The following is a 25,600-nucleotide window of genomic DNA, read 5'->3' as shown; positions in this document are numbered from 1 at the left end:
GATTCCGCGGTCCGAACCCCGGCCCGCGGCCCCGTGGGCCGTGCACCCCGAAGAGGTAGCACCGTGCTCGAGCACCAGGAGATTCTCCGTACCCGCACCCTCGTCCGCCTGCTCCAGCGGGCGGGCACCGAACCACACCCGACCATCGAGAAGGGCGCCACGTGGTACAGCCGCGACGTGCTCCAGCAGCTCGACGCCGAGGTCCACGCCGAGCTGGCCCGCGTCGGGCTGGCGAACGACAGCGGTGTGCACCCGGATCTGCTCGCAACGGTCGAAGCCATCGCCCATCCCGAACTGGAGTTCTACGGCTGGATCAGCAGCCTGAACGACGGAGCACCCGTCGACCTTTCCGTGCTGGCGGGAAGCGGTCGCGGCGAGGCGTTCACGCTGGTCAACAACGAGGCGGCAGGCGTGGTCGTGCTGGCCAGCGTGCCCGCGCGAGAACTGCTCGACGCGTTCCTGTTGCAGCTGCCGCAGCAGGCCCCCGCGAACTCGCCGACGATCTCCGTACCCAAGGCCACGGTGGAGGGGCGGGCCCGTCCTGCGGCCAACGAGGACATGCCGTTGATGCGCTCCAACGTCCCGGACGCGGCCCAGCAGGACGTGACCGAGTTCAAGCGCATCATCGGACTCGAGCGCACCGGCGGCGGGCAGCTGTACGTGGCGGCACGGTACCGCTCCGGGCAGCGGCAACGCGCGGAGAAGCCGGTCACGTACCTCGACACCGTCGAGGGCCGCTGGCTGGTCGAGGAGACGCCGGGCGCGGGCGAGCCGATGCTCGCCGCCGCACCCGCGACACCGGATCTGCTGCGAACCCGACTGCGTGAGGCACAGAGCACGCTTGCCGGCTGACGGGCGACAGCACCGGCGGGCCGATCAGCTGAACGCCGGCAAGCAGGCCGATCGCCGGTCCGTCACCGGCGGTGACGGCAGCCGTCCGCCCGATCGGTCGCTGGACAACCCGCCTGCAGCACCGGCCGTGATCGCACGGGCATCCCCGGTATCCACAGGTGGGTACCGCGGCCACCTCGCCGCGACACGCCGAAGGAGCAACCCCGGACGACACGCCGGAAGTGTGACCACAAACTTATCCACAACCTACCCACAGGGTTTGCGCAGGTGTTTTCCCTCGACCGGACGACGGATTCCCCACGTTGTACACAGGTAGACAACCGCTTGTGGCCGGATCGGCCCACTCATCCACAGGCAATGCACAACGCGGCACGGACCGGTCCCCAGGGCCGATTGCACTGGGCCGTCCGAGCGATCTAGCGTGCACCTCGCGCGCCCGTCCACCGTGCACGAGATGTCGTCCCAGCGCCGCAGGCGACGGCGCGACAGTGCGACAGTGCGACAGTGCGACCGGACTGCGCTGGACCGGACTGCGCTGGACCGGACTGCGCTATAGTAGTTCGAACCCCCGTTCGATGATGTCCTCGGTTCGGAACGGATGCCCTGACGACGAAGGAGGTGTGTGAACCGGTGGCGATCACCGACGACCGCGGTCCCGCGACGACCGGTGGCGAGCACGGCACGTTCGACCGGCAGCCGCCACAGGACGTGGCCGCGGAGCAGTCCGTGCTCGGCGGCATGCTGCTGTCGAAGGACGCGATCGCCGACGTCGTCGAGGCGCTGCGGCCCGGCGACTTCTACCGGCCCGCGCACCAGGCGGTGTACGACTGCGTGCTCGACCTCTACGGCCGCGGCGAGCCCGCCGACCCGATCACGGTGTCGGCGGAGCTGGAGCGCCGCGGCGAGCTGAGCCGCGTCGGCGGGGCACCGTACCTGCACACGCTCATCGCGACCGTGCCCACGGCGGCGAACGCCGGGTACTACGCACAGATCGTCGCGGAGAAGGCGGTTCTGCGGCGGCTCGTCGAGGCAGGCACGCGGATCGTGCAGTACGGCTACGGCGCCGACAGCAACGGTGGCGACGGCAACGACGTCAACGAGGTGGTCGACCGCGCACAGGCCGCGATCTACGAGGTCACCGAACGGCGCACCAGCGAGGACTACGTCGCGCTGGAGGAGCTGCTCCAGCCGACGATGGACGAGATCGACGCCATCGCCTCCCGTGGCGGTGACGCACAGGGCATCCCCACCGGCTTCCACGACCTCGACGACGTGACCAACGGCCTGCACCCCAGCCAGATGGTCATCATCGCGGCCCGGCCGGGCGTGGGCAAGGCACTCGCGCTCGACACGCAGCTGGCGACTCCGTCCGGGTGGACCACGATGGGCGAGGTGCAACCGGGTGACCAGCTGATCGGCTCGGACGGGGCGCCCACGACCGTCGTGGCCGCGACCGACGTCATGCACCGCCGCCCGTGCTACGAGGTGGAGTTCTCCGACGGATCCGTGATCGTCGCGGACGCCGAGCACCAGTGGCTGACCGACACGCGCGCCTCCCGGCGGGGGAACGCCCGCGCCGAGGTCCGCACCACCGAGCAGCTTGCCGCCACGGTCCGGTGTGACACCGCGGACAGCCGCATCAACCACTCGGTGCGACTCACGCAGCCGCTGGATCTTCCCGAACGCGACCTCCCGCTGCACCCGTACGCACTCGGTGCCTGGCTCGGCGACGGCCACGCCGCCGGCGCACGGTTCACCACCGCCGACCCGGAGATCATCACCTACCTCGAAGCCGAGGCGGGGTTGTTCGTCCCCGCGAGGGGCCGATACTCGTACACCCTGCGCTTCCCGAAACCCGAACCGACGGAATGCCGGTCCTGCGTCGTATGCGGCGTGGCGTTCGTCCCGCGGACCAGCGACGTCAAGACGTGCGGCCGGTCATGCGGCGGCAGAGCCCGCTTCGTCTCAGAACCCGCTACTCAGCCGTCCTGCCCCGACTGCGGGATGCCGTCGTCGGGTCTGCGGCAATGCCAGGAATGCCGCGATCACCACGGCACGGTGCAAGCGGTGTTGCGGAACCTCGGTGTCCTCGGCTCCAAGCACGTCCCCACCGACTATCTGCGCGCGTCGGAAACACAGCGGCGGGCACTGTTGGCGGGACTGCTCGACACCGACGGAACCGTGGCCCCTTCGGGCAGCGTCCAGTTCTCCGTCACCGACGAACGTCTCGCCGACGACGTGTACGAGTTGATCGCCGGCCTCGGTTACCGATGCTCCCGGGCCACCAAGCAGGTGCGCGGACGGACCGAGGCGACGTCGGTGGCGCACACGCTCACGTTCACCACCCATGACCGCGTCTTCTGGCTGCAGCGCAAACATCTGCTGCACAAGGAACGGCTCACCGGACGCAGCCCGCGGCCGACCCCGCGGTACATCGTGGCTGTCCGCCCCGTGGCCAGCGTGCCGGTGCGGTGCGTCGAGGTCGGCGCCGACGACCACCTGTATCTGGCCGGACGCTCCATGGTCCCGACACACAATTCGACACTGGGTCTGGATTTCGCCAGGTCGTGCTCGATCAAACACGGCATGACGAGCGCGATCTTCTCGCTGGAGATGAGCCGCACCGAGATCGTCATGCGCATGCTGTCCGCGGAGGCGCGCATCCGGCTGGCCGACATGCGCGGTGGCCGGATGTCCGACGACGACTGGACGCGGCTGGCGCGGCGGATGAGCGAGATCAGCGAGGCGCCACTGTTCGTGGACGACTCGCCGAACCTGACGATGATGGAGATCCGCGCGAAGGCCCGCCGCCTCAAACAGCGCAACGACCTGCAGCTCGTCGTCGTCGACTACATGCAGCTGATGACGTCCGGTAAGCGCGTCGAGTCGCGGCAGCAGGAGGTGTCCGAGTTCTCGCGGCAGTTGAAGCTGCTGGCGAAGGAACTCGAGGTGCCCGTGGTGGCGATCAGCCAGCTGAACCGTGGTCCGGAACAGCGGACCGACAAGCGGCCGATGCTGTCGGACCTGCGTGAATCCGGTTCGCTGGAGCAGGACGCCGACATCGTCATGCTGATCCACCGGCCCGACGCCTTCGAGGGCGACGACCCGCGTGCGGGTGAGGCCGACCTGATCCTGGCCAAGCACCGTGCCGGTCCGACGAGCACGATCGCCGTCGCCCACCAGCTGCACTACAGCCGCTTCACCGACCTCGCCCAGGAGTAGCCACCTGCGGGTTCACGTCGCACCCGACTGCGGAGCGGCCAGTTGTACCACCACCGCGCCTGCCAGCAGTGCCGCCGCGCCCACCAGCTGCAGGGGGCCGAGCGCCTGGCCGAGCAACACCCAGGCCAGCCCGGCGGCGACCAGCGGCTCCACCAGGCTCAGCACGCTGGCCAGAGCGGGCGGGAGATCGCGGAGCGCTCGCAGCCCGGCCAGGTAGGGAAGCGCCGTGCCGAGCGCTGCCAGGAGCACCAGGATCAGCCACACCGGAGCGTGCAGACCGCCGATTCCCGCGGACACGTCGAGCATCCCGGAGCCCGGCAGCCAGGGCGGCGCAACGACGATCACCGCCACCGCGCCGATCGCGAGACCTCCTGCGGTCAGTCCGAACGAATCGTGCCGGTTCGCGCCGCGTTCGCCGATCAGGAAGTACCCGGCCGAGCAGACCGCCGCTGCGAGCCCGGCCGCGAGGCCGATCAGGTCCAGTCGGACGCCGTGCCAGATCTCGGCGACCAGCACCAACCCGGCCACGGCCAGCCCGATGCCCAGCCACACGAGTCCCGGCAGCCGGGTGCGGCGCACCAGCCGCACCCACAAGGCGACCAGCGCGGGCGCCAGGTTGACCAGCACCATCGCCACTCCGACCGGAACCCGGGAGATGGCCACGAAGAAGAGCAGCTGCACTCCGGCCACACCGAGCAGGCCGTAACCGAACAACAGACCCAGCTCGGCCCGGCGGAACCGCAGCGCCTGCGGCCGCATCACGGCGACCACTGGTATCAGGATCGCCGCGGCCAGCCCGATCCGCGCCGAGGTCACCGCTGCCGGGGACCATCCGGCCGCCATGACGGTCTTGGCCACCGGCCCGGACGTCGCGAACAGCACCCACGACGTCGTGCTCAACACGGTCGCGCGGGCTCGGACCGATACCCGCGCGGGCTTCTGCAACAGGCCCACCACCGGAGTCTGCCCACGGCCTCGCCGCCGTGGGCAACGGATTTTCAGGCAGGAAGCGACGGCCGGCTCACTCCGTCACGAGTAGCTCACTCCGTCACGGGTAGGCATTCGGCGAGCAGGTCGACGACGTCGCGCCACGCCCGCTCGGCGTGCTGCGGGTGGTGGCCGACGCCGGGAAGCACCGTCTGATCCACCGTCGGATGGTGGAAGGCGTGCAGGGCTCCGCCGTAGACCACGAGGCGCCAGTCGAGGCCCGCGTCCTGCATCTCTGCGGTGAACGCGTTCCGCTGCTCGGGCGCCATGATCGGGTCCTCGGAGCCGACACCGGCCCACACCGGGCACCGGATGTTCCGCGCCTCGCCCGGGCGGCCCGTGACCAGACCGTTGACCGTGCCGATGGCGCGCAGGTCGACGCCGGCACGGCCGAGTTCCACCGCGACCGCGCCGCCGGTGCCGTAACCGACGGCGGCGATCCGCCCGGGGTCGGTCCGTGGCTCGTCGCGCACCACGTCGAGTGCCCCGTGGCCGATGTCGCGCAGCCGGTCGGGGTCGGCGAGCAGCGGGCCCACCCGCGCCAGCATCTCTTCCGGGTCGGTGAACCAGTGCCCGCCGTGGAGATCGAAGGCCAGCGCCACGTACCCGAGTTCGGCGAGGGCATCGGCCCTGCGCCGCTGGACGTCGTTCAGACCAGGACCTTCGGGCCCGAGCAGAACCGCGGGCCGGGGTCCGGAACCGGCGGGGAGTGCGAGGTGCCCGATCATCGTCAGGCCGTCGGCGGGGTAGGTGACCGTGCGCGTGGCGACAGGTGGCATGCACCCGAACGTAGGCCACACCGGCGCCGGGCCGGCCGGTGTTCACCGCGGGCGGAACCCGCCCTGCGCGTTTCACCGGGCTCAGCCGGGCCGGCCGACGCGGGTGGCAGGTCGCGGAGGGCCACTGGCCCCGGCCGGGTAAGGCCCGCTGCGGATCGTCAGGGCCGGTAACTGGCGCGCACGTGGAAGCGTTCGCCCTGCGGGCCGAGGATGCTGAGGAACTCGGCGGGGTGGGCATCGGCGTTGCCGAACCAGTGCGGCAGATGGGTGTCGAACTCGGCGACCTCGCCCGCGATGAGCACCAGGTCCTGCTCGCCGAGGATGACCCGCAACCGTCCGTTGAGGACGTACAGCCAGTGATAGCCCTCGTGGGAACGGGGCGTCGGGGTCCGGTCATTCAGTTCGCCCGGCAGGATGTGCTTGAACGCCTGCAGCCCGCCCGGCCTGCGCGTCAGCGGCAGGACCGTGAGCCCGTCGTACTGTATCGGCCGTGGGTACACCCGCGGATCGCCGACCTCGGGCGCTCCGACAAGGTCGTCCAACGGCACCCGGTACGCCTTCGCCAGCGGCAGCAGCAGATCGAGCCCCGGCTTGCGCTGCCCCGATTCGAGGCGCGACAGCGTGCTCACCGAGATGCCCGTCGCCTCGGACAGCGCGCTCAACGTCAGGTCCGCCTCCGCGCGCAGCTTCCGCAACCGCGGCCCCACGGCCGTCAACACGGCGTCGAAATCATCGTCCACGCCCGGATTGCAGTTCCGGCAACTCATTTTGTCAACTCGGCTGGGGCGCGATGAACCAGCTCTCGCTGTGCGGCCTTGCGGTTTCGGCAAGAGAGTTTGCCGACTCGCCGCAGTCGGACGCACCGTGACGGTATGACTCAACAGCAGACCGGCGCCGAATTCTGGGACGAGCGCTACCGCGAACAGGACCGGCTATTCAGTGGAAACCCCAACACCGTCCTCGTCACCGACACCGCGGACCTGCCGCCGGGGCAGGCGCTCGACGTCGGCTGCGGCGAGGGCGGCGACGTGGTGTGGCTCGCCCGACGCGGGTGGCGGGTTACCGCGATCGACATCTCGCGTGTGGCGTTGGAACGAGCGGCCGCGGCAGCGCGCGAATACGACCTCGGCGAGCGCGTGAGCTGGGTCCACGGCGACCCCACGACCCTGCCGCCGCCCGCGGGTTCGTTCGACCTCGTGTCCGTGCACTACTTCCCACTGCGCCGGGATTCGGGCCAGGGCGCACTCCGCGGCCTCCTCGACGCCGTCACACCTGGCGGGACACTGCTTTTCGTCGGTCACAATCCACGTGGAGCCGACAAGAGTCACGACCCGTATGCCTACTACCAGCCCGAACAGGTCGCGGAGCTGCTCGACGACGACTGGATCGTCGAATGCCACGAGACTCGCGCCCGCACGACGGCCCCGCCGGAAGGCACGCACCACACTCATGACGTCGTCCTCCGCGCCCGCCAACGACCCTGACGACACGCGCATCACCCCGGCCAACGGCACCGTCGAACAGCTGCTATCAGGTAGCTGACCAGCGCGATCCGGACCAGACGGCGTGTGGTCTCGACGACGGCCGCGATCAGCCCCACCGACAGGGCCAGGCTCACCGCGCAAGCCCGGCACCCGTCCACAGATCGCCCCGTACCCACTCGGGGCTCCGATCACCCGCGTGCCCACGACTCAGCACCCGCACGTCGTGACCGGCGGTCACCCTGTCCACAACGGCTCTGCCCAGGGTTGCCGTACCGCGCGGAATGTGACGGCCGCAGAGTCTGGGCGGAGGCGAAACCGAGCTTGTCCGGGGTCGCGGCGATCCGGATTCCGGTGATGACGCCGTCGCTCGCCTCCGGGCCGACCTGCGGCGACGGACACCTCGATGCGTGAATCGCGAACCGGACGTAGGCTTGTTGAAAGTTCAACAATGTGCGCGAGAGTTGGCGACCACCAGGGAGGCGTCATGACCGACCGGATGCCCGTGCTGTACCTGAGCCACGGGGCGCCGCCGCTCGCCGACGACACCACCTGGACCCGCCAGCTCGCCGACTGGGCCGCCGACCTGCCGAAACCGACGTCGATCCTCGTCGTCTCCGCCCATTGGGAAGAGGCGCCCGCCACGATCGGCGCCACCACGACCGTCCCGCTCGTGTACGACTTCTGGGGCTTTCCCGACCGCTACTACGACGTCACCTACCCGGCACCCGGCGCGCCCGGCCTCGCTGCCGACGTGCGGAAACTACTCGGCGGCCACGTCCACGACGATCCCGTCCGCGGCCTCGACCACGGCGCCTACGTACCGCTCGTCGAGATGTACCCCGGCGCCGACATACCCGTTCTCCAGGTGTCCCTGCCGACCCTCGACCCCCGCGCGCTCTACGACTTCGGCCGCCGCCTGGCCCCGCTGCGGGACCGCGGTGTGCTGATCATGGGCAGCGGCTTCTTCACGCACAACCTCGTCGCGATGCGCCAGACCGACGGCTCCGCAGGAGCACCTCCGGCGTGGTCGGCCGAGTTCGACGACTGGGGCGCAGACGCACTCGCCACCGGCGACGTCGACGCGCTGCTCGACTTCCGCCACAAGGCCCCCGCCGCCCAGCTCGCACACCCGAGGACCGAACACTTCGCGCCACTGTTCGTCTCCCTCGGTGCCGGCGAGGACCGCAGGCACCGCACCGTCATCGACGGCTACTGGCACGGCCTCGCGAAACGCTCCGTCCAACTCGGCTGATCCGCCCGCGACCACCCCGCACACGGAAGCGGGCCCCGGAAGCGACGTTGCTTCCGGGGCCCGCGGTTCGGTCAGCCGACCTCATGCGGCCGGCAGGGGATGGGTTCGGCTCAGACGAACGCACCCAGGCCGTAGCCGTTGAGCGCCACCTGGTCCGCCGCGGATCCGGCCGCGCCCGACGCGGAGTCGGCGCCCAGCGACGGCGCACCCGCCGGCAGCTCCGGGGCCGACGGCGCGTCGGCCGGCAGCTCCGCGGAACGCATGTCCGTGCCACCCAGCTCGACGCCGTTCAGCGACACGCCGTCCAGCGCACCCGCGAACTCACCCTGCGTCGGGTCGGCCGGCAGCGCCGGCATGTCCGCACGCTGGGCGGGCATCGCCGGCATCTCGGGCACGGCCGCCCCGGACAGCTCCGGCAGCAGACCGTTCACCGGCAGGTCACCGGCGCCCGGCATGGCCGGCAGCGCCGGGGCCGACGGCATGGCTGCCGGCGCGGCCGAACGCTGCATCGGCGACGACGCCCCCAGCTCGCTCGCCCGGTCGGCCAGCGCGTCGAGGTGCGACGTCGTCGGCATGCCCGTCGCCGGCATCTCCGAACCGGTGATCTGCTGGTCGATGACCGGGTCGATGGGCGCGTCGGCGACGGTCAGGTCCGTGTCGTTGCTGGCCACGGTGGTCGCCTGGCCGAGCAGCTCGAGCGGCACGTCGTAGACCTGCGCCACGACGCCGATCGGACGCTGGAAGTCCACACCGGACAGCGACTGCGGGTCACCGGCCGTCGTGGTGGTGCCGCTGGACTCGCCCACCGTCGTGTTCTCGCCGATGGCGTTGGCGACACCGCCGAGCGTGGCGGCGTTGCCGAACAGCTGCGCCACCGCGGTCACCGGCACGTCGACGATCGATCCGGAGATCGCGCCGTCCACGCCGGAGGTCTCCTTGTCGCCACCCGAGGTGACGTCCACGAAGTTCGCGCCGGCACCGTTGGAGACGCCGGTCAGGCTGGCCGCGTTGCCGAAGGCCGACACGATCGGCATCGCGTCTGCGCTGACGATGTTGCCCGCGATCGAACCGCCGTCACCGACGGTCTCCGAGTCGCCGCCCGCCTCGGACACGACGTCGTTGACGCCCGTTCCCGACGCGGTGCCGATCCAGTTGGCGCCGTTGCCGAACACCGACGCCGCGCCACCGGCGGGCACCTCGACCAGGTTGCCCGCGATGGAGCCTTCCTCACCCGAGGTCATGGCGTCGCCGCCTGCGAACGAGTCGGTGAGGTTGCCGCTGGTGCCGTGACCGTTGCCGATCCAGCTGGCGCCGATCCCGTGCACCTGAGTCGGCAGCGACACCGGCACGAAGCCGATGTTGCCCGCCACCGTGCCCTTGTCGCCCGCGGCTGTCACGTTGCCGCCGGACTCGCTGATCGTGTCGGTCTCACCCTCGCCGATACCGTTGCCGATCCAGCTGCCGCCGACACCGAAGACCTGCGCGGGCAGCGACACCGGCGTCTGCACCAGGTTGGAGTTCGCGAAGCCGTAGTCGTCCACGGTGTTGCCGCCACCGCCGGCGCTGACCTCCTTGGTCTCCTCGCCGTAGCCGATGCCCTGGCCGATCCAGCTGCCGCCGACACCGAACACCTCGACCGGCGTCGCGACCGGCACCTGCACCAGGTTGCCCGAGCCGGAGGAGTCGTTGGCCAGCGTGCCGTCGTAACCGCCCGCGTCGACGAGCTTGTCGGACTCGGCGTTGCCCGAGGCGTTGCCGATCCAGCTGCCGCCCACGCCGAACACCTCGGCGGCCGACCCGATCGCCGGCGACACCGTGTTGGACGAGAGTGCCGACTCGTCGCCCGGCGTCAGCGTGTCACCGCCCGCGGTGGCCTCGGTGCTGTTGACGTGGTCCTCGGCGTGGGCGTTGCCGATCCACGTGCCGCCGACCCCGAAGATCTCCACCGGCAGCGCCACCGGGGCGTTGGCGATGTTGCCCGAGCCCGCGGCCTCGTTGCCGTTCGTGTTGGAGGTACCGCCCGCGGTCATCGCCGCGTCGGACGCCGTGTCGACGGTCTGGGAGTTGCCGATCCACGAACCCGCGACGCCCGTGACCGACGCCAGCGACGCGACCTGCGGCTGGGCGATCGTGCCGGAGGCGAAACCGTTCTCGCCCTCCGTCTGGATGAAACTGTCGATGTCGTGCATGCCCGGCGACGTGTCGTCACCGGCGGCGGCGTCGACCATTGACGAACCGGTCGCGTCGGCGTCACCGCCCCACGTGGCCGCGTTGTTGGCGACCCGCACCGGCAGCGCGACCGGCGCGCCCACCACGTTGCCCGCGATGGAGCCGCCCTCGCCGTTGGTGGCGAGGTAGCCGCCGCTCTCGGCCGAGCTGCTGGGGTCGAAGTCGGTCTCGGAGTGGCCGAGGAACCACGCAATGGCGTTGCCCGACAACTGCACCGGCGTGGCCAGCTGCGGCGAGACGATGTTGCCCGCACCGGCGCCGTTGGTGCCGTCGGTGTCGACGTCTCCCGTGGTGATGGCGTCCTGCGAGGCGCTGCCCGTGGCCTTGCCCGAACCGAACAGGCTGCCCGCGTTGCCGGAGATCTGCACCGGCGCCGCCCAGTCGAGGGCCACGACGTTGCCCGCGAGCCCGCCGGAGGAGCCGTCGGTGCTGACGTCGGAGTTGTTCTCGTAGGACTGCTCGGCGTCCGAGTGCGCCTCGGCGTCACCGAGGATGCCCACGGCGTTGCCCGTGATCTGGATCGGCAGCGCGATGTTGCCGACGAGCTTGTTGCCCATGAACGGGTCGCCGGCGGGGTCGGGGGACGGCGCGGGCACCTGACGCGGGTCGGTCCCGTCGGCCTGCTGCGTGAGAGTGCCGGCGGCCTGGTCGCCCTGCGGCACGCCCTGCGGCACGGCCTGGGTCACGGCGTCGGTGACGCGGCCGGCACCGGACTCGGTCGTCTCGGTGTGCGGGCCCGTCTGGGTCAGGGCCTCGGTGCCGCGATCGGCCACGGGCTCCACCCCGTCGGCGGCAGGGCTTGCGGCCTCGCCACCACGGTCGGCGGCGGGCTGGGACTGCGTCTTCGCCGTCGAGGCGGCCGCGTTGACCTTGTCCGTGACAGGCTTGGAGCTGAATTCCCGGTCGACGTCCGGCAGGTCGTACTGCCCCATCGGGGTGCCGACCGCGTTGTCCTCCATCTGCACGGGAACGCTGACGCCCATGTCGACCGGACCGGCAGGGGAGTCGGGGTCGACGTTCTCGTCTGCGGAAGCGATGCCGGTGCCCAGCATCATCATGCCACCGGTCACCAGCGCGGTCTGCAATCCACGCTTCGCCCAGGTATGCATCGTGTGGTTCTCCTTTTCCTAGGTTCCCTAGTTGAGGGGTTGGTGCGCTCCGCCGTACGCGCGGGGACATGAGGCGGATTGCGAGCACGCCGAACGACGCGTCGCGGGAAATGCGGGACAGGAAAAGCCGACGCGGAGAAAAGAAAAGCGGAAATAAAAACCGCAGGGGCGCGCCGGCTACCCCGCGGAAGTGATCAGTCGGGCGTCACACCGGGCTGCGAACCCGGCGACATCGACTTGTGCAGCAGGCCGGAGCGCGTAACAGCGCCCGCAGCGGCCACGGCGAACGGCCGGGCCGTCGTGATGACGGCGCCGGACGGTGCGTCGGCGTGCGCGTTGCCTGCGATCGAGGAGTGCGACGGCACGGAGGCCGGCACGTACTGCGGGTCGAACTCGGGAGCCGGCAGTGTTGCCGGCTGACCGGGCTCGGTTCCGACGGCGGAGCCTTCGATGCTCACACCGTCGCTACCGGCGTCGAACACGCCGGGGGTCATGGGGTGGCCGTGGTCCGAAGTGGACGGCACGGGCTGCTGCCGTTCGCGGCCGGACGCGCGGGTGTCGGCGTCGTACGCCGAGGTCTGGGGCCGGGATTCGGGCGCCTGCGCACCGGAGCCCATCGGCACGTCGTACGGCGACGGAAGGTCCGCCGGATCTGCCGTGAAGTCGTCCCACGGCAGGTCGAAGCCGGACCACTCGGGCTGCCAGTCGGGCGTCCAGTTGACGGACCGGTCGCCGGACAGGTCGTCGAAGCCGGTCAGGGCATCGAGCGTGTCGCCGAAGTCGTGGAGCGCATCGCGAGTCGGGTCGACAATGCCCGATGCGCCGTGCCCGTCCGCGGTTTCCGTCCCGCCGGAGCTGCCCGGACGGTCGGGCTCGGCGTCCGGGCACGTTCCGCCCGCGACGTCGTCGCCCTCCGCGAGCTCGGCGGCGACGGTCTCGCCTGCCGGATCCGGTCCGGGCACGTCATCGCCGACTGCCCCGAGCTCGCCGCTGTCGAGACTACCGCTGTCGAGCTCGCTGCTGTCGAGACTGCTGCTGTCTAGTTTGCTGCTGTCGAGACTGCTGCTGTCTAGTTTGCTGCTGTCGAGTTCGCCGGCGTCGAAACGATCGGCGTGCTTGCCGTCGAACAGGCCGCGCAGGTCGGTCGGCCCACCCGCGGAGTCGTCGCACGTGCCGAGCCCTGTCGCGTCCCGACCGCCATCGGCGAGCTGCCTGCCGGCCGCGTGGCCTGCGGACTGGGACTCGCCGTCGGCTGCACCGGCTTCGACGGGAGCGGCCGCGCGCGGCGCATCCGCGCCGTCGTGGTCCGCACCGTCGCAGTCTGCAGCACCGTGGTCTGCACCACCGGTCGGCCGTTGCTGCGGCGAGTGGGGGCCGGACGAGCGGGAGTCGTCGGACTCGGAGTCGAACGGGACGGCCGCGGCCGGATCGGCATCGCCGGCGTCGCCGAGCGGGTTCTCCACGGCGGACGCCGATGTCGCACCGATACCCCACAGGATCGCCGTGGCGGCCGCCGCGCCTCCGGAGACGGCGAGCGCGCGCGACAGCCACCGACGGACGCGCCGGGCGTCCGGTGTCGGGGTCGTCGCTGCCACGCACACTCCTCGCGAATCTCGAACCTGAGCCTCATCCGTGCAGAACCTCTCGATCCTGCGCGGCGGGCTGTGCACTTCACAGTGGACTCTGTACTTCACGGCGGACTCTGCACTTCACGTCCTGCCAACACCCGGCTGCCAACGCCCGGACCCGCAAAACGTGAAGAAGAATCGGAAAATGAATTCCGACGGTTTTCACCGCGTGCCGACGAGAGTGGCAAACCCGAGCCGCAGAAATCACGTCTCGCGCAACTTGATGACACGAAGGTGTGAAAATTACGCGCTGTATCAACCTGTGACTCGGCGTAGTGCCACTGCCCGTAGATCGCCTCGTCGCCCACGGCAACGTCGATCTCGATACGGTTACCGCGTGGACGACGACACGGCACAGCAGACCGGGAACACCACCACCGGCGGCAGACCCCACGACAGCCCCCTCGACGCCGATGTTGCCTACGCGGTACCGAGGGGATTCCGGGTAGCCGCCGCGCTGGCCTGGCGGTTCCTGGTGATCGTCGCCGCGCTGTACGTCATCGGAGAAGTGATCGGCTACCTCCCCGTCGTCGTGATCCCGCTGTCGGTGGCGCTGCTGCTCGCCGCGCTGCTGATCCCGGCGGTACACCGGCTGACGCGGATCGGCCTGCCGCAACCGGTGTCGGCGGTGATCGTGCTGATCGGCGGGCTCGGCGTCGTCGGCGGACTGCTGACGTTCGTCATCATCCAGTTCACCGAAGGCCTGCCCGCCCTGCAGCAACAGGTGTCGCAGAGCCTCGAACAGATCGAGGACTGGCTCATCAACGGGCCCCTGCACCTGCAGCAGACGCAGATCCAGGACGCCATCAACAACGGCGTCCAGTTCATCCAGGAGAACCAGGCCGCGGTCACCTCGAGCGCACTGACCACGGCAGGCACCATCGGCACGTTCCTGACCGGGTTCCTGCTGACGCTCTTCATTCTCATCTTCTTCCTGACCAGCGGGAACCAGATCTGGACGTTCCTCATCCGCGGCGTGCCCCGCAACGCGCGCACCCGGGTCGACGTCGCAGGCCGCCGGGCGTTCACCTCGCTGATCAACTACGTGCGCGCGACCGCCGCCGTCGCCGTCGTGGACGCCGTCCTCATCGGCGCCGGCCTGTGGATCATGGGCGTTCCCCTCGTGGTGCCGCTGTCCACCCTGATCTTCCTCGGCGCGTTCGTCCCGATCATCGGTGCCGTCGTCACCGGGGCGGTAGCCGTACTCGTGGCCCTGGTGACCAACGGCTTCCTCGCCGCGCTCGTCGTGCTGGCGATCGTGGTCGGCGTGATGCAGGTCGAAGGCAACGTGCTGCAGCCGCTGCTGCTGGGCCGTTCGGTGCAGCTGCACCCGCTGGCCGTCGTCCTCGCGATCACCGTCGGCCTGACCGTCGCGGGTATCCCCGGTGCCCTGCTGGCCGTTCCGCTGCTCGCGGTCCTGAACGCGGGCATCCAGTCACTGGTGCACGGCACCGAACCCGGAGAGGGAACCGATGCGGACGACGCCGAGTCGGACTCCGGCGGTACGGACCACGGCGGTACGGACTCCGACGGCGAACCGGACGCCGGATCCCGTGCCACGACCACCGGCACTACCGTGACAACCGGCGAATCAGACAGATCCGAGGAGTAGCCAGGCGGCCCCGATGACGACCGCACAAAAACCGAACCTGCACGACGCAGTGACCCCACTGTGGTGGGGAACGATCGTGCTGCGCTGGATGACGCTGGCGTTCGCGCTGGGTGCGGTGATCGTCCACCTCGACGAGTACCGCAATCTGACGCTGGCGTGGGCCGCGTTCGCCGTGATGGTCGTGTGGTCGATCGTGACGACCGCCGCGTTCGTGCGCGTGCGTTCCCGGTGGGCCGGCCTCGTCGTGGCGGACGTGGCGGTGACCTGCACGATCATGTTGCTCTCGCCGCTGGCGCTGTCGGATTACCAGTTCGCCATCACCGCGCCGCTGCTGACGACGGTGTGGGCGTCCGTCGCGCCGTTGACGGCCGGGGCGCGGTTCGGTGCCGTCGGAGGGGCGGCAGGCGGGCTGATCGTCGCCGTCTCCACCGGTGTCTCCCGGTGGACGTTCGACCTCGACGTCGCGCGTGACGGGCTGCTGCTGTTCGCCAGCGGCATGATCATCGGTATGGCCGCGACGACGGCCCGGCGGTCGCAGGCCGCGGTCTCGCGGGCGATGCGCACCGAGGCCGCCACCGCCGAACGCGAACGCCTCGCCCGCTCCATCCACGACAGCGTGCTGCAGGTGCTCGCGCGGGTACGCAGGCGCGGCGCCGAACTCGGCGGCGAAGCGGCGGAACTCGCCAATCAGGCAGGCGAACAGGAGATCGCGCTCAGGGCGCTCGTGACGTCGGAGCCGCTGGGCCCCAGCGACGGTGACGCCGACCTGCGCGCCGCGCTCGGCGTGCTGGCGACGTCACGGGTGCAGGTCTCCGGACCCGCCTGCGAGGTGCGACTGCCCGCGGACACGGTCACCGAACTGCTCACGGCCGTGCAGGAAGCCCTGTCCAACGTGGACAAGCACGCGGGCGAGGGCGCGAAGGCGTGGGTGTTGCTCGAAGAGCTCTCCGACGAGATCGTGCTGACCGTCCGGGACGACGGCCCCGGCATCCCCGAGGGCCGGCTCGAAGCGGCAGCCGAGGAAGGACACCTCGGCGTCGCGCAATCCATCAGGGCCCGCCTCGCCGAACTGGGTGGAACGGCTCGGCTCGACACCGCACCCGGTGCGGGAACCGAGTGGGAAATACACCTGCCACGACCGGTCGACCGAAGGAGGACCACCCGATGACGGTGTCGGTGATGATCGTCGACGACCATCCGATGTGGCGGGACGGCGTCGCGCGCGACCTGGGCGAACACGGCTTCGACGTGCGCGCCACGGCGGCCGATGTCGACTCGGCGGTGCGGGTGTCGGCCACGGTCACACCCGACGTCGTGCTGATGGACCTCAACCTCGGCGAGCAATCCGGGGTGGACGCGATCAGGGCGATCGTGCAGCAGCTGAGCGACACCCGGGTGCTCGTCCTGTCGGCGAGCGGCGAGCACGCCGACGTGCTGGAGGCCGTCAAGGCCGGAGCGTCGGGCTACCTCGTCAAGTCCGCGTCCGTGACCGAGCTGGTCGACGCCGTGCGGCGCACCGCCGACGGTGACCCGGTATTCACCGCCGGTCTGGCCGGGATGGTGCTCGGCGAGTACCGGCGGATGGCCGAGACCCCGAGTTCGGGCGGTCCGCCGCCGCAGCTGACACAGCGCGAACAGGATGTGCTGCGATTCGTCGCCAAGGGCCTGACGGCGCGGCAGATCGCCGACCGCCTCGTCATCTCGCACCGCACCGTGGAGAACCACGTGCAGTCGACGTTGCGGAAACTCCAGCTGCACAACCGCGTCGAGCTCGCCCGGTACGCCATCGAGCACGGCCTCGACCAGGAGCAGGAGTGACCCTCGGGAGCCGGGGAGCCACTGGGGCAGCCGGGCGGTCCGGGACCGCCCGGGCAGTGTCGGTGTGGCGCCGTCGCAGTCCGGATCCGCGGGCGTCCCGGCGGAGATTCCGGGGCGGTTCTCAGGGGTTTCCCGGATCCGGCGCGAGCGCGCCGGCCGTACCGTGCTCGGTGTGACTGAGAACTCCGGCGACGCGACGGACACCGGCGGAAACGCCCTCGGTGGGACGGGTGCTGTTCCTGCGGGTGCCACTCCTGCGGGTACCACTCCTGCGGATGCCACGGCCAACACCGGCCCGGCCGCGACGGCCGACGCGACCCGGTCGGCTCCCGGACCCGAGCCGGCGCCCGAGAGCGGGCCGGCGCCCGGCGCGACCGAGCGGGAGCGACTGCGGAACCTGCGCGTGTCCGATGCCGAGCGGGAGCACGTCGTCGAGCTCCTCCAGCGCGCGATCGGTCACGGCATGCTGAATCTGGACGAGTTCACCGAGCGGACCGACACGACGCTCGGCGCGCAGACACGGGGTGAACTGAACGCGGTACTGACCGATCTACCGGGGCTGCGGCACGAGGACGCGGTACCGGCACCGGGCACGGCCGGGGCCGCAATGAGTGGGAGCGCAGTGGGCGGTCAGCAGCTTCCCGGAGAGCGGCCCGTGTCGGGCAGGCGCGTCGAGATCAAGGGAGTCGGCAGCACGCTCGTGCGACGCGGCCGGTGGCAGGTGCCGCCGGAAATGCTGGTGCGCAACAAGTACGGCGAGACGAAGCTCGACTTCTCGTCGGCCGAGTTCACGAGCGGCACGGTGCATGTCGACCTGGACACGAAGTGGGGTTCGGTGAACCTGATCGTGCCGGAGCAGGCATCCGTGGACCTGAACGGGCTGGACGAGCTGAAGTGGTCGTCGCTCACCGACAAGACCGACTCGACCCGCGCCACGGGAACCCCGCGGATCGTCGTGACGGGCCGGGTCATCGGCGGTTCGATGACCGTCCGGTACTCGCGCCGCAACTGGTTCGGCTGACGAGCCTCGAGCCGACGGAGCCGCCGCGGCCTCGATGTCTCCGTCAGTGTGCCCTGCTCACGGACCGAGCTACTTCGCTGCGGTGCGGGCCGCCTGCGCGGTCGGGGCGGCCAGTGCCTTTTCGGCGGCGCGTTCGCATTCGGCCAGCGTCACGCCGGCCAGCCCGGCCCCGACGGCACGCACCGACGCGGCGTTCATCGACAAGCTCGTCACGCCGAGACCGGCCAGCACCCTGGCGAGCCCCGGGTCGGCGGCGGCCTCACCGCACACGCCCGCAGGCTTGCCGGTCGCCTTGGCCGCCTCACCGACCAGGCCGATGAGCCGCAACAACGCGGGCTGCCACGGGTCGTTGAGCGTGGCCACGGCACCGAGCTGCCGATCGGCGGCGAACGTGTACTGGGCGAGGTCGTTGGTACCGACGGACACGAAATCCACGGCGTCCAGCACCTCGCGAGCACTCAGCGCCGCGGCGGGCACCTCGATCATCACGCCCGCGCGCGCGATCCCGGCCGCCCGCGCCCGCTCGGCGAACCACGCGGCCTCGTCGGCGGTCGCGACCATGGGCGCCATGACCGCGACCTCGGCACCCGAATCCGCGGTCGCACCCGCGATGGCCTCGAGCTGGCGGTCGAGCACGCCGGGCCGGTCGAACGCCACGCGCACGCCACGGACGCCGAGCGCCGGGTTCGGCTCCGCCTCGGGCGAGAGGAACGCCAACGGCTTGTCGGCTCCCGCGTCGAGGGTGCGCACGATGACCGGCTTACCGCGGAACGGCTCGAGAACCGCGCCGTAGGCCGAGCGCTGCCCCTCGACACCGGGTTCGTCGTCGGCGTCGAGGTAGCAGAATTCCGTGCGGAACAGGCCCACACCTTCGGCGCCCGCGTCGGCTGCGGCGCGGGCATCGGTGGGCGCTCCGACGTTCGCCAGCACCTTCACGGCATGGCCGTCGGACGTTTCACCGGTGCCGTTCCACTCGGCGGCGCCTCCCGCGGTGGCGGTGACGACGGGTGCCGCCGGATCGGCCGCTTCGACGGTGCCCGCGTCGCCGTCGACGACCAGCGCCTCGGCGTCGAAGCTCAGCGCACCCCGCACGGCCACGATCGCCGGGATGCCGATCGACCGCGCGAGAATCGCCGTGTGGCTGGTCGGACCGCCCTCCTCGGTGACGAGCGCGAGGACCTTCGCCGGGTCGAGGCCGGCCGTGTCCGCCGGGGCCAGGTCGCGGGCGACGAGCACGCTCGGGGTGGTCAGCTCCGGGACGCCGGGCGGAGCGACGCCGAGGATCTCGGCGATGATCCGGTCACGCACGTCGTGGACGTCGCGAACCCGTTCGGCCATGTACCCGCCCGCGTTGGTCAGTGCCTGCGCGAAGTGGCCCGCCGCCTCGTAGACGGCGCGAGCCGCGGGGATGCGCTGTGCGGTGACGAGCTGCTCGGCCTGGCTGACCAGCGAAGGGTCCGCGGCCATCGCGGCGGTGGTGGTGAGGATCGCGGCGGCGTCACCGGTCGCGGCGGCCGCCATCGATTCGAGCCGGCCGGCCACCTTTTCGGCCGCGGGCCCGATCAGGGCGGAGTCGGCATACGGGTCGTCGGGCCCCGGTGTGCTGGCCGGTTCCTCGATGGAGTCGGTGACCCGTACGACCGGGCCGCTCGCGCGGCCGGGGCTGACGCCGACGCCGGACAACTTCGCCTCGGCCATGTACCTGATCCTCCCAAACTGATCGGAAAACTCAGCTTAAATCGTCGAGCTGCGGGTACGAGGGCTGGGCGCCGCGCTTCGTCACCGACACCGCGGCCACCTCGGCGGCCCGGCGCGCCGCGTCGGCCACCGTCGCACCGGAGGCCAGCCACGTGGCGAGGGCACCGGCGAAGGCGTCCCCGGCTCCGGTCGTGTCCACGGCGGTGACCTGCGGCGACGCCACCGTGATCTGCTCGACCCGACCGTGTTCGTCGCGGGTGGCGACGACCGCGCCGTCGGGGCCGCGCGTGATCACGACCGCGTCCGGCCCGAGGTCGAGCAGCCTGCCGTGATCGGCAGCGCCTGCGCTGTTCGCACCGTCGGCGCCGTCGGCGGCATCTGCGCTGTCGGCGCCACTGTCGGCACTGTCGGCGCTGTCGCCGCTGCCTGCGGAGTAGGTCCCCAGCAGCCAGGAGGCCTCGTGTTCGTTGACCACCAGCACGTCGAGCGCCCGCAAGGTGTCGTCGGACAGTTTCGCCGTGGGCGAGAGGTTCAGGACCGTGCGGACGCCGGCACGTGCGGCCGCGGCAATGGCGTGCTCGACGACATCGATCGGCACCTCGAGCGAGGCAACGAGCACCTTGGCACCGGCCGGGTCGCCCACGTCGGCAGGCGCCGGTGCATGGTTGGCGCCGGGGGAGACGAGGATCGAGTTCTCGCCGTCGGGGGTCACGGTGATGTACGCGGCGCCGGTCGGCCGGTCGACCACGAGTACGCGGTCGGTGCCGACCCCGGAGCCGCGGAGCGAGTCGAGCAGGAGCCTGCCGTGTGCGTCGTCGCCGACGGCGCCGATCAGTGCCACGTCGGCGCCGAGACGGGCCGCGGCCACGGCCGTGTTCGCGCCCTTGCCGCCGGGAAGGATCCGCGTGTCGCCTCCGAGGACGGTCTCCCCGCCTGCGGGACGGCGATCCGTGGCGACGACGAGGTCGGCATTGGCGGAGCCGACGACGAGAACAGCTGCGGTCACCCCTACACCCTGCCATGCCCGCGCGACGGCATTTGCAAATGCAGATACCCGGCCGCGGATGTGAAAAGTTTTGTAATTACAGAGTCGATCAGTGCAACAATCGGGTGGACCACCCAGCGCAGGCGTACCTACTTTCGAGTGACACAGGAACGTCGGCGTCATGGTTCGAGTCCGGATGGACTCTCTCAGTCATACCGCGATCGCGCGGTGTGTTGTCCGGCTGGGCCGTTCGGTCCAGTCGGGCGTCGGGTCGCCGGCATCGGTCACGTAGCCCCCCGAGTGATCGGTGCCGGCGGCGCCCCGACTTCATGGCGAGGACTCACGAAGCGTCCGGCGTGCCCCGGCCAGGCGTGCCCCGAAGGGCACCTTCGGGGCGTTGAGAGCCCCGAACTCTCCCTTGACCAAGCACGCCCACGCGCACGGCGGTGTCCCGTCGGCGGCATAACAGCTTCCCATCGACGGCACAGCGGCGTCTGCCGGATGGTCACTCCCGCAGAGCCGGCCCCTGCTCACCGTCACAGACGATCCGCACGTCGGGCCGGGTTCGCGCGGCCGCCTCGTGGTAGGCCTCGTCCAGACTCCGCAGAACCCCGTCGGGATTGCTCCGCAGCTCCGACGGCAGAGTGCAGACCACCGGAACGCTTGATCGGCCGTAGCGGGAATTGCGGTTCACCGTCCGATTGAAGGCATCGCGGGAGTAGTGAAAGGCCGCCGAATCGATCTCCCATGCGAGCCCGACGTCGTCCCACCATGCATCGGGGGTCGCGACATATCGCCCGTTGGCGGTGAACAACCTGGGGTTCCAATGCGTCGGCGGACGTGCCGTCGCGGCGACCAGCCGTTTGGCATCCAGTTCCGCGACGGATCGCAGGTGACGTGTCTCGCCGAGAATTCGACGAGGTATCGCGGTACCTCGCTGACCACCGACGTCGAGTTCCTCGCGGAGCAGTTCGCGCGAGCATCCGCCGTGCCGGGCCGCCTCGAACAACAGGTTGGCCACGGGCTCATCGGCTCGCATGCGCCGCGCAGCATCGAGAGCTGCACGTGTGACGGGCGTCACCGGAACATCGCGAATGTGCCGCGCTTTCGGCATCCGGAGCGTTCGTTCGACGAGTACGAACCCGGAACTCTTGATGCGGTGCGCATGCGGAATCAGAAGGTGAATCTTGTCGCCGTGCGCGGACACCTCGCGCTCTCCGACGTTCAAACCCTGTCGCTGACATGCGTCGAGTCCGGTGATGACGGCGTTCGGACCGCCGTACAGCAGCGCGGCGATCAGCCGTTGCTCGTGAGTGGGCTCGGCGTTCTGGAGCATGATGATTCCGGGCAGCAACCACCGCCACGGCCCGCCGGGCAGACATCGCCGATATACGGTTCGCCGGTCCATTGTCAGTTCCTGCAGCGTTGCGGCCCGGACGACCTCGAGCCTGCTGCGGATGCGGAGCGTCTCGAGGTCGTCTGCCCATCGTCCTCGTCTCACACATCCGATACTGATGTCCGACGAGCACCACCGGAACGGATTCTCCGCCTACCTGTGGACAACTCGGTCGTTGTGGACAACTCAGATTTCAGGATCAGAGTTTCCGGATCAGTGTCTCCGGAGCGCGCAAGGTATCCACGCCGGACATCGTCGTCTCGCGGGATGCGACCAAAACCCCGAGGTACAGCCACACGCTGGATGCCCGTCGGCTGTTGATCGTCGTTCGATGACGCCATCGGCTTGCCGCGACCCACCGTGAGCCGCGGCAAGCCGTTGCGAGCGGCGGCGAGCCGTCGTGAGCGGACACCGCGACGGACACACCGCGACGGATGCGAAGGGAACTTTAGGGGCGTTGAGCGCCCCGAAGGTGCCCTTGGGGGCACCCAACCCCGGCGGCTCAGACGACGACGTTGACCAGCTTGCCCGGCACGACGATCACCTTTTTCGGCTCGCCTCCGGACAGGGCCTCCACGACCTTCTCGTCCGCCAGCGCTGCCGATTCGACATCGCCCTGGCCGGCATCGGCGGTCACCGTGATCCGCGAACGCACCTTGCCGTTGACCTGGATCGGGTACTCGATCGTGTCGTCGACCAGGTACTTCTCGTCGGCCACCGGGAACGGGCCGTGCACCAGCGTGTCCGGGTGGCCCAGGCGGTACCACAGCTCCTCGGCGATGTGCGGGCACAGCGGCGCCAGCATCAGCACCATCGGCTCGGCCAGCGCGCGCGGCGTGGCCCCGGCGGAGCTGTACGTCTTCGTGACGTGGTTGTTCAGCTCGATCAGCTTCGCACCGGCCGTGTTGAACCGCAGCTCCGCATAGTCCTCGCGCACGCTCGCGACGGTCTTGTGCAGCTGTTTGAGGTCCGCCTCGGACAACTCGTCGTCGGAAACGCGCAGCTCACCCGTGGTCTCGTCCACGATCAGTCGCCACAGCCGCTGCAGGAACCGGTGCGCACCGACGACGTCCTTCGTCGCCCACGGCTTCGAGTCCATCAGCGGGCCCATGGACATCTCGTAGAACCGGAAGGTGTCGGCGCCGAAGGTGTCGGCCATCTCGTCCGGCGCGACCGAGTTCTTCAGGCTCTTGCCCATCTTCCCGTACTCGCGGGTGACCTCTTCGTCACCGTAGAAGTACTTGCCTTCCGACTCGGTCACCTCCTCGGCGGGCACGTACACGCCGCGGGAGTCGGTGTAGGCGTAAGCCTGAATGTAGCCCTGGTTGTACAGCTTCCGGTACGGCTCGGCCGACGAGACGAAGCCCAGGTCGTGCAGCACCTTGTGCCAGAACCGTGAGTACAGCAGGTGCAGCACCGCGTGCTCCACGCCGCCGACGTACAGGTCCAGCCCGCCCGGATCGTCGGCGCCGTGCTCGGCGGCACGCGGACCCATCCAGTACTGCTCGTTCTCCGGGTCGACGAACTGCTCGTCGTTCGTCGGGTCGATGTAGCGCAGCTGGTACCAGCACGAACCGGCCCACTGCGGCATCACGTTGGTGTCGCGGTGGTACGTCTTCGGCCCGTCGCCCAGGTCCAGCGTGACCTCGACCCAGTCGGTCGCCTTCGCCAGCGGCGGCTCGGGTTCGGACTCGGAGTCGTCCGGATCGAACGTCTTCGGCGAGTACTCGTCGACGTCCGGCAGCACGACGGGCAGCTGGTCCTCGGGCAGCGGGATCGCCGTGCCGTGCTCGTCGTAGACGACCGGGAACGGCTCGCCCCAGTACCGCTGCCGCGCGAACAGCCAGTCGCGCAGCTTGTACTGCACGGTGCCCTCGCCGTGACCCTTGTCCTCCAGCCAGCCGATGATGGCCTTCTTGGCGTCGTCGACGCCGAGGCCGTTCAGGCTGATGTCCTCGTTGGTCGAGTTGATCGCCGTGCCGTCACCGGTGTAGGCCTCGGCGGTCGAGTGGCCGTCCGGCGCCTCGACGGTGTACAGGATCGGCAGCTCGAACTCGGTTGCGAACTCGAAGTCGCGCTCGTCGTGCGCGGGCACCGCCATGACGGCACCCGTGCCGTACCCCATCAGCACGTAGTCGGCGATGAACACCGGCACGGCCTCGCCGTTGGCCGGGTTCGTCGCATGCGATCCGGTGAAGACGCCGGTCTTGTCCCTGGTCTCCTGCCGGTCCAGGTCGGACTTGCGCGCGGTCTCCTTGCGGTACGCCTCGACGGCCTCGGCCGGGGTCGCGGCGCCGCCGGTCCACGCCTCCTTCGCGCCCTCCGGCCAGGCGTCGGTGGTCAGCTTGTCGACCAGGGGGTGCTCGGGCGCCAGGACCATGTACGTCGACCCGAACAGCGTGTCCGGCCGCGTGGTGAACACCTCGATGGTGTCGTCGCCGACGGGGAACCGGACGTTCGCACCGCGGGAGCGGCCGATCCAGTTGCGCTGCATCGACTTGACCTTCTCGGGCCAGTCCAGCAGTTCCAGGTCGTCGACAAGGCGGTCGGCGTAGGCGGTGATCCGCATCATCCACTGCCGCAGCGGTTTGCGGAACACGGGGAAGTTGCCACGCTCGGTCAGGCCCTCGGCGGTGACCTCCTCGTTCGCGACGACCGTGCCCAGGCCGGGGGCCCAGTTGACGGGCGCCTCGGAGATGTACACCAGCCGGTACTCGTCGATGATCTGCCGCTGCTCGTCGGCCGACAGCTCCGACCAGGCGCGACCGTCCGGCGTCTCGCGCTCACCGGCGGCGAACTGCTTCTCCAGCTCCGCGATCGGGCGCGCCTTGTTCTCGCGGTCGTCGTAGTAGGAGTTGAAGATCTGCAGGAAGATCCACTGCGTCCACTTGTAGAACTCGATGTCCGTGGTCGCGATGCGGCGGCGTTCGTCGTGGCCGAAACCCAGACGGCGGATCTGGTCCAGGTACCGCTCGATGTTGTTCTCGGTCGTGGTGCGCGGGTGCGTACCGGTCTGCACGGCGTACTGCTCCGCGGGCAGACCGAACGAGTCGAAGCCCATCGTGTGCAGCACGTTCCGGCCGATCATGCGGTTGTACCGCGCGAACACGTCGGTGCCGATGAAGCCCAGCGGGTGACCGACGTGCAGCCCCGAGCCCGACGGATACGGGAACATGTCCTGCACGAACAGCTTGTCGGACGGCATCGGTGCGGACTCGTCGGAGAGCGGGCCCGCCGGGTTGGGCGCATGGTAGGTGCCGTGGTCGGACCAGTAGTCCTGCCAGCGCCGCTCGATCTGCCCGGCCAGCGCCGCGTTGTACCGCTGCGCCGGGGTCGTGTCGCTGCCGTCTGTCATCTCGCCGGAACCTTTCCGCACTCGTGGCCTGCCGCCTGTGGCATGGGATTGAACGCCCTGAAAAGCAATCGACCCCTCAGCCTGGAGGCATGAGGGGTTCGCCGCGCCGACCGCCGGTCGCGGTCAGCGCGGCCGGCTAAGGAGCAGGCTCGCCGAATTCACGTCCCCATGAT

Annotated in this window: 17 protein-coding genes; 8 read left to right on the top strand and 9 right to left on the bottom strand. The window is 70.2% G+C overall.

Annotation, left to right across the window (positions count from 1 at the left end; all coding sequences use genetic code 11):
* Window positions 1–63 precede the first annotated feature (63 nt).
* Together LY41_RS12855 and dnaB are read left to right on the top strand one after the other, a co-directional pair.
* Window positions 64–852, top strand: a complete 789-nt coding sequence (locus LY41_RS12855) for an ESX secretion-associated protein EspG (RefSeq protein ID WP_253864216.1) — start codon at window positions 64–66, stop codon at window positions 850–852.
* Between the two features lie 630 nt (window positions 853–1,482).
* Complete coding sequence (dnaB, locus tag LY41_RS12850) at window positions 1,483–4,074, top strand: replicative DNA helicase (RefSeq protein WP_253864215.1); 2,592 nt, start codon at window positions 1,483–1,485, stop codon at window positions 4,072–4,074.
* A gap of 12 nt (window positions 4,075–4,086) precedes the next feature.
* On the opposite strand, the gene LY41_RS12845 is transcribed toward dnaB, so the two are convergent.
* The 3 genes from LY41_RS12845 to LY41_RS12835 all read right to left on the bottom strand — a co-directional run bounded on the left by LY41_RS12845 (window position 4,087) and on the right by LY41_RS12835 (window position 6,580).
* Window positions 4,087–5,028, bottom strand: coding sequence for an EamA family transporter (locus tag LY41_RS12845; protein WP_253864214.1), 942 nt, complete (start codon window positions 5,026–5,028; stop codon window positions 4,087–4,089).
* Window positions 5,029–5,114: 86 nt separating this feature from the next.
* Window positions 5,115–5,840, bottom strand: coding sequence for a dienelactone hydrolase family protein (locus LY41_RS12840; protein ID WP_253864213.1), 726 nt, complete (start codon window positions 5,838–5,840; stop codon window positions 5,115–5,117).
* Window positions 5,841–5,998: 158 nt separating this feature from the next.
* Window positions 5,999–6,580: a helix-turn-helix domain-containing protein gene (locus LY41_RS12835; RefSeq protein ID WP_253864211.1), complete on the bottom strand. Its 582-nt coding sequence runs from the start codon at window positions 6,578–6,580 to the stop codon at window positions 5,999–6,001.
* A 132-nt stretch (window positions 6,581–6,712) separates the two neighbouring features.
* Between LY41_RS12835 and LY41_RS12830 the strand changes: the two genes are divergently transcribed.
* Together LY41_RS12830 and LY41_RS12825 are read left to right on the top strand one after the other, a co-directional pair.
* On the top strand, window positions 6,713–7,324 hold the full coding sequence (locus tag LY41_RS12830; RefSeq protein WP_253864210.1) for a class I SAM-dependent methyltransferase: 612 nt from the start codon (window positions 6,713–6,715) through the stop codon (window positions 7,322–7,324).
* 484 nt (window positions 7,325–7,808) lie between these two features.
* Window positions 7,809–8,576, top strand: a complete 768-nt coding sequence (locus LY41_RS12825; protein ID WP_253864209.1) for a dioxygenase family protein — start codon at window positions 7,809–7,811, stop codon at window positions 8,574–8,576.
* Between the two features lie 110 nt (window positions 8,577–8,686).
* Here the strand turns inward: LY41_RS12825 and LY41_RS12820 are convergent, their stop codons facing one another.
* Together LY41_RS12820 and LY41_RS12815 are read right to left on the bottom strand one after the other, a co-directional pair.
* Window positions 8,687–11,914: a hypothetical protein gene (locus LY41_RS12820; RefSeq protein ID WP_253864208.1), complete on the bottom strand. Its 3,228-nt coding sequence runs from the start codon at window positions 11,912–11,914 to the stop codon at window positions 8,687–8,689.
* Between the two features lie 194 nt (window positions 11,915–12,108).
* Window positions 12,109–13,509: a hypothetical protein gene (locus LY41_RS12815; RefSeq protein ID WP_253864207.1), complete on the bottom strand. Its 1,401-nt coding sequence runs from the start codon at window positions 13,507–13,509 to the stop codon at window positions 12,109–12,111.
* A 490-nt stretch (window positions 13,510–13,999) separates the two neighbouring features.
* Here LY41_RS12815 and LY41_RS12810 point away from each other — a divergent pair, with 490 nt between their 5' ends.
* The 4 genes from LY41_RS12810 to LY41_RS12795 all read left to right on the top strand — a co-directional run bounded on the left by LY41_RS12810 (window position 14,000) and on the right by LY41_RS12795 (window position 17,993).
* Window positions 14,000–15,154, top strand: a complete 1,155-nt coding sequence (locus tag LY41_RS12810) for an AI-2E family transporter (RefSeq protein ID WP_253864574.1) — start codon at window positions 14,000–14,002, stop codon at window positions 15,152–15,154.
* A gap of 13 nt (window positions 15,155–15,167) precedes the next feature.
* Complete coding sequence (macS, locus tag LY41_RS12805; RefSeq protein ID WP_253864206.1) at window positions 15,168–16,322, top strand: MacS family sensor histidine kinase; 1,155 nt, start codon at window positions 15,168–15,170, stop codon at window positions 16,320–16,322.
* Window positions 16,319–16,972: a response regulator gene (locus LY41_RS12800; RefSeq protein ID WP_253864205.1), complete on the top strand. Its 654-nt coding sequence runs from the start codon at window positions 16,319–16,321 to the stop codon at window positions 16,970–16,972. Before macS ends, LY41_RS12800 begins: the two co-directional genes overlap by 4 nt.
* Window positions 16,973–17,144: 172 nt before the next feature.
* Window positions 17,145–17,993 (top strand): DUF1707 SHOCT-like domain-containing protein, encoded by an 849-nt coding sequence (locus LY41_RS12795; RefSeq protein WP_308292243.1) that lies wholly within the window; start codon window positions 17,145–17,147, stop codon window positions 17,991–17,993.
* A gap of 69 nt (window positions 17,994–18,062) precedes the next feature.
* Here LY41_RS12795 and ptsP read toward each other — a convergent pair whose 3' ends face one another.
* The 4 genes from ptsP to leuS all read right to left on the bottom strand — a co-directional run bounded on the left by ptsP (window position 18,063) and on the right by leuS (window position 25,427).
* A complete protein-coding gene (ptsP, locus tag LY41_RS12790; RefSeq protein WP_253864204.1) occupies window positions 18,063–19,691 on the bottom strand; it encodes a phosphoenolpyruvate--protein phosphotransferase in 1,629 nt (542 codons plus the stop codon).
* 31 nt (window positions 19,692–19,722) lie between these two features.
* A complete protein-coding gene (locus LY41_RS12785; RefSeq protein WP_253864202.1) occupies window positions 19,723–20,697 on the bottom strand; it encodes a ribokinase in 975 nt (324 codons plus the stop codon).
* Between the two features lie 484 nt (window positions 20,698–21,181).
* On the bottom strand, window positions 21,182–22,177 hold the full coding sequence (locus LY41_RS12780) for a hypothetical protein (protein WP_253864201.1): 996 nt from the start codon (window positions 22,175–22,177) through the stop codon (window positions 21,182–21,184).
* Window positions 22,178–22,574: 397 nt separating this feature from the next.
* Window positions 22,575–25,427: a leucine--tRNA ligase gene (gene leuS / locus LY41_RS12775; protein ID WP_253864199.1), complete on the bottom strand. Its 2,853-nt coding sequence runs from the start codon at window positions 25,425–25,427 to the stop codon at window positions 22,575–22,577.
* Window positions 25,428–25,600 lie beyond the last annotated feature (173 nt).

This window comes from Prauserella halophila, assembly GCF_024171895.1.
GTDB classification, from domain to species: Bacteria; Actinomycetota; Actinomycetes; order Mycobacteriales; family Pseudonocardiaceae; genus Prauserella; species Prauserella halophila.
Note: the sequence above shows the minus strand (reverse complement) of the source record. Positions and strands in the feature narration are given on the sequence as shown.

Excerpts from the sequence above, each read along its gene's own strand:
- LY41_RS12830 (WP_253864210.1), top strand. The coding sequence starts at position 6,713 with ATGACTCAACAGCAGACCGGCGCCGAATTCTGGGACGAGCGCTACCGC.
- LY41_RS12840 (WP_253864213.1), bottom strand. The coding sequence starts at position 5,840 with ATGCCACCTGTCGCCACGCGCACGGTCACCTACCCCGCCGACGGCCTG.
- macS (WP_253864206.1), top strand. The coding sequence starts at position 15,168 with ATGACGACCGCACAAAAACCGAACCTGCACGACGCAGTGACCCCACTG.
- LY41_RS12820 (WP_253864208.1), bottom strand. The coding sequence starts at position 11,914 with ATGCATACCTGGGCGAAGCGTGGATTGCAGACCGCGCTGGTGACCGGT.
- leuS (WP_253864199.1), bottom strand. The coding sequence starts at position 25,427 with ATGACAGACGGCAGCGACACGACCCCGGCGCAGCGGTACAACGCGGCG.
- LY41_RS12825 (WP_253864209.1), top strand. The coding sequence starts at position 7,809 with ATGACCGACCGGATGCCCGTGCTGTACCTGAGCCACGGGGCGCCGCCG.
- ptsP (WP_253864204.1), bottom strand. The coding sequence starts at position 19,691 with ATGGCCGAGGCGAAGTTGTCCGGCGTCGGCGTCAGCCCCGGCCGCGCG.
- LY41_RS12800 (WP_253864205.1), top strand. The coding sequence starts at position 16,319 with ATGACGGTGTCGGTGATGATCGTCGACGACCATCCGATGTGGCGGGAC.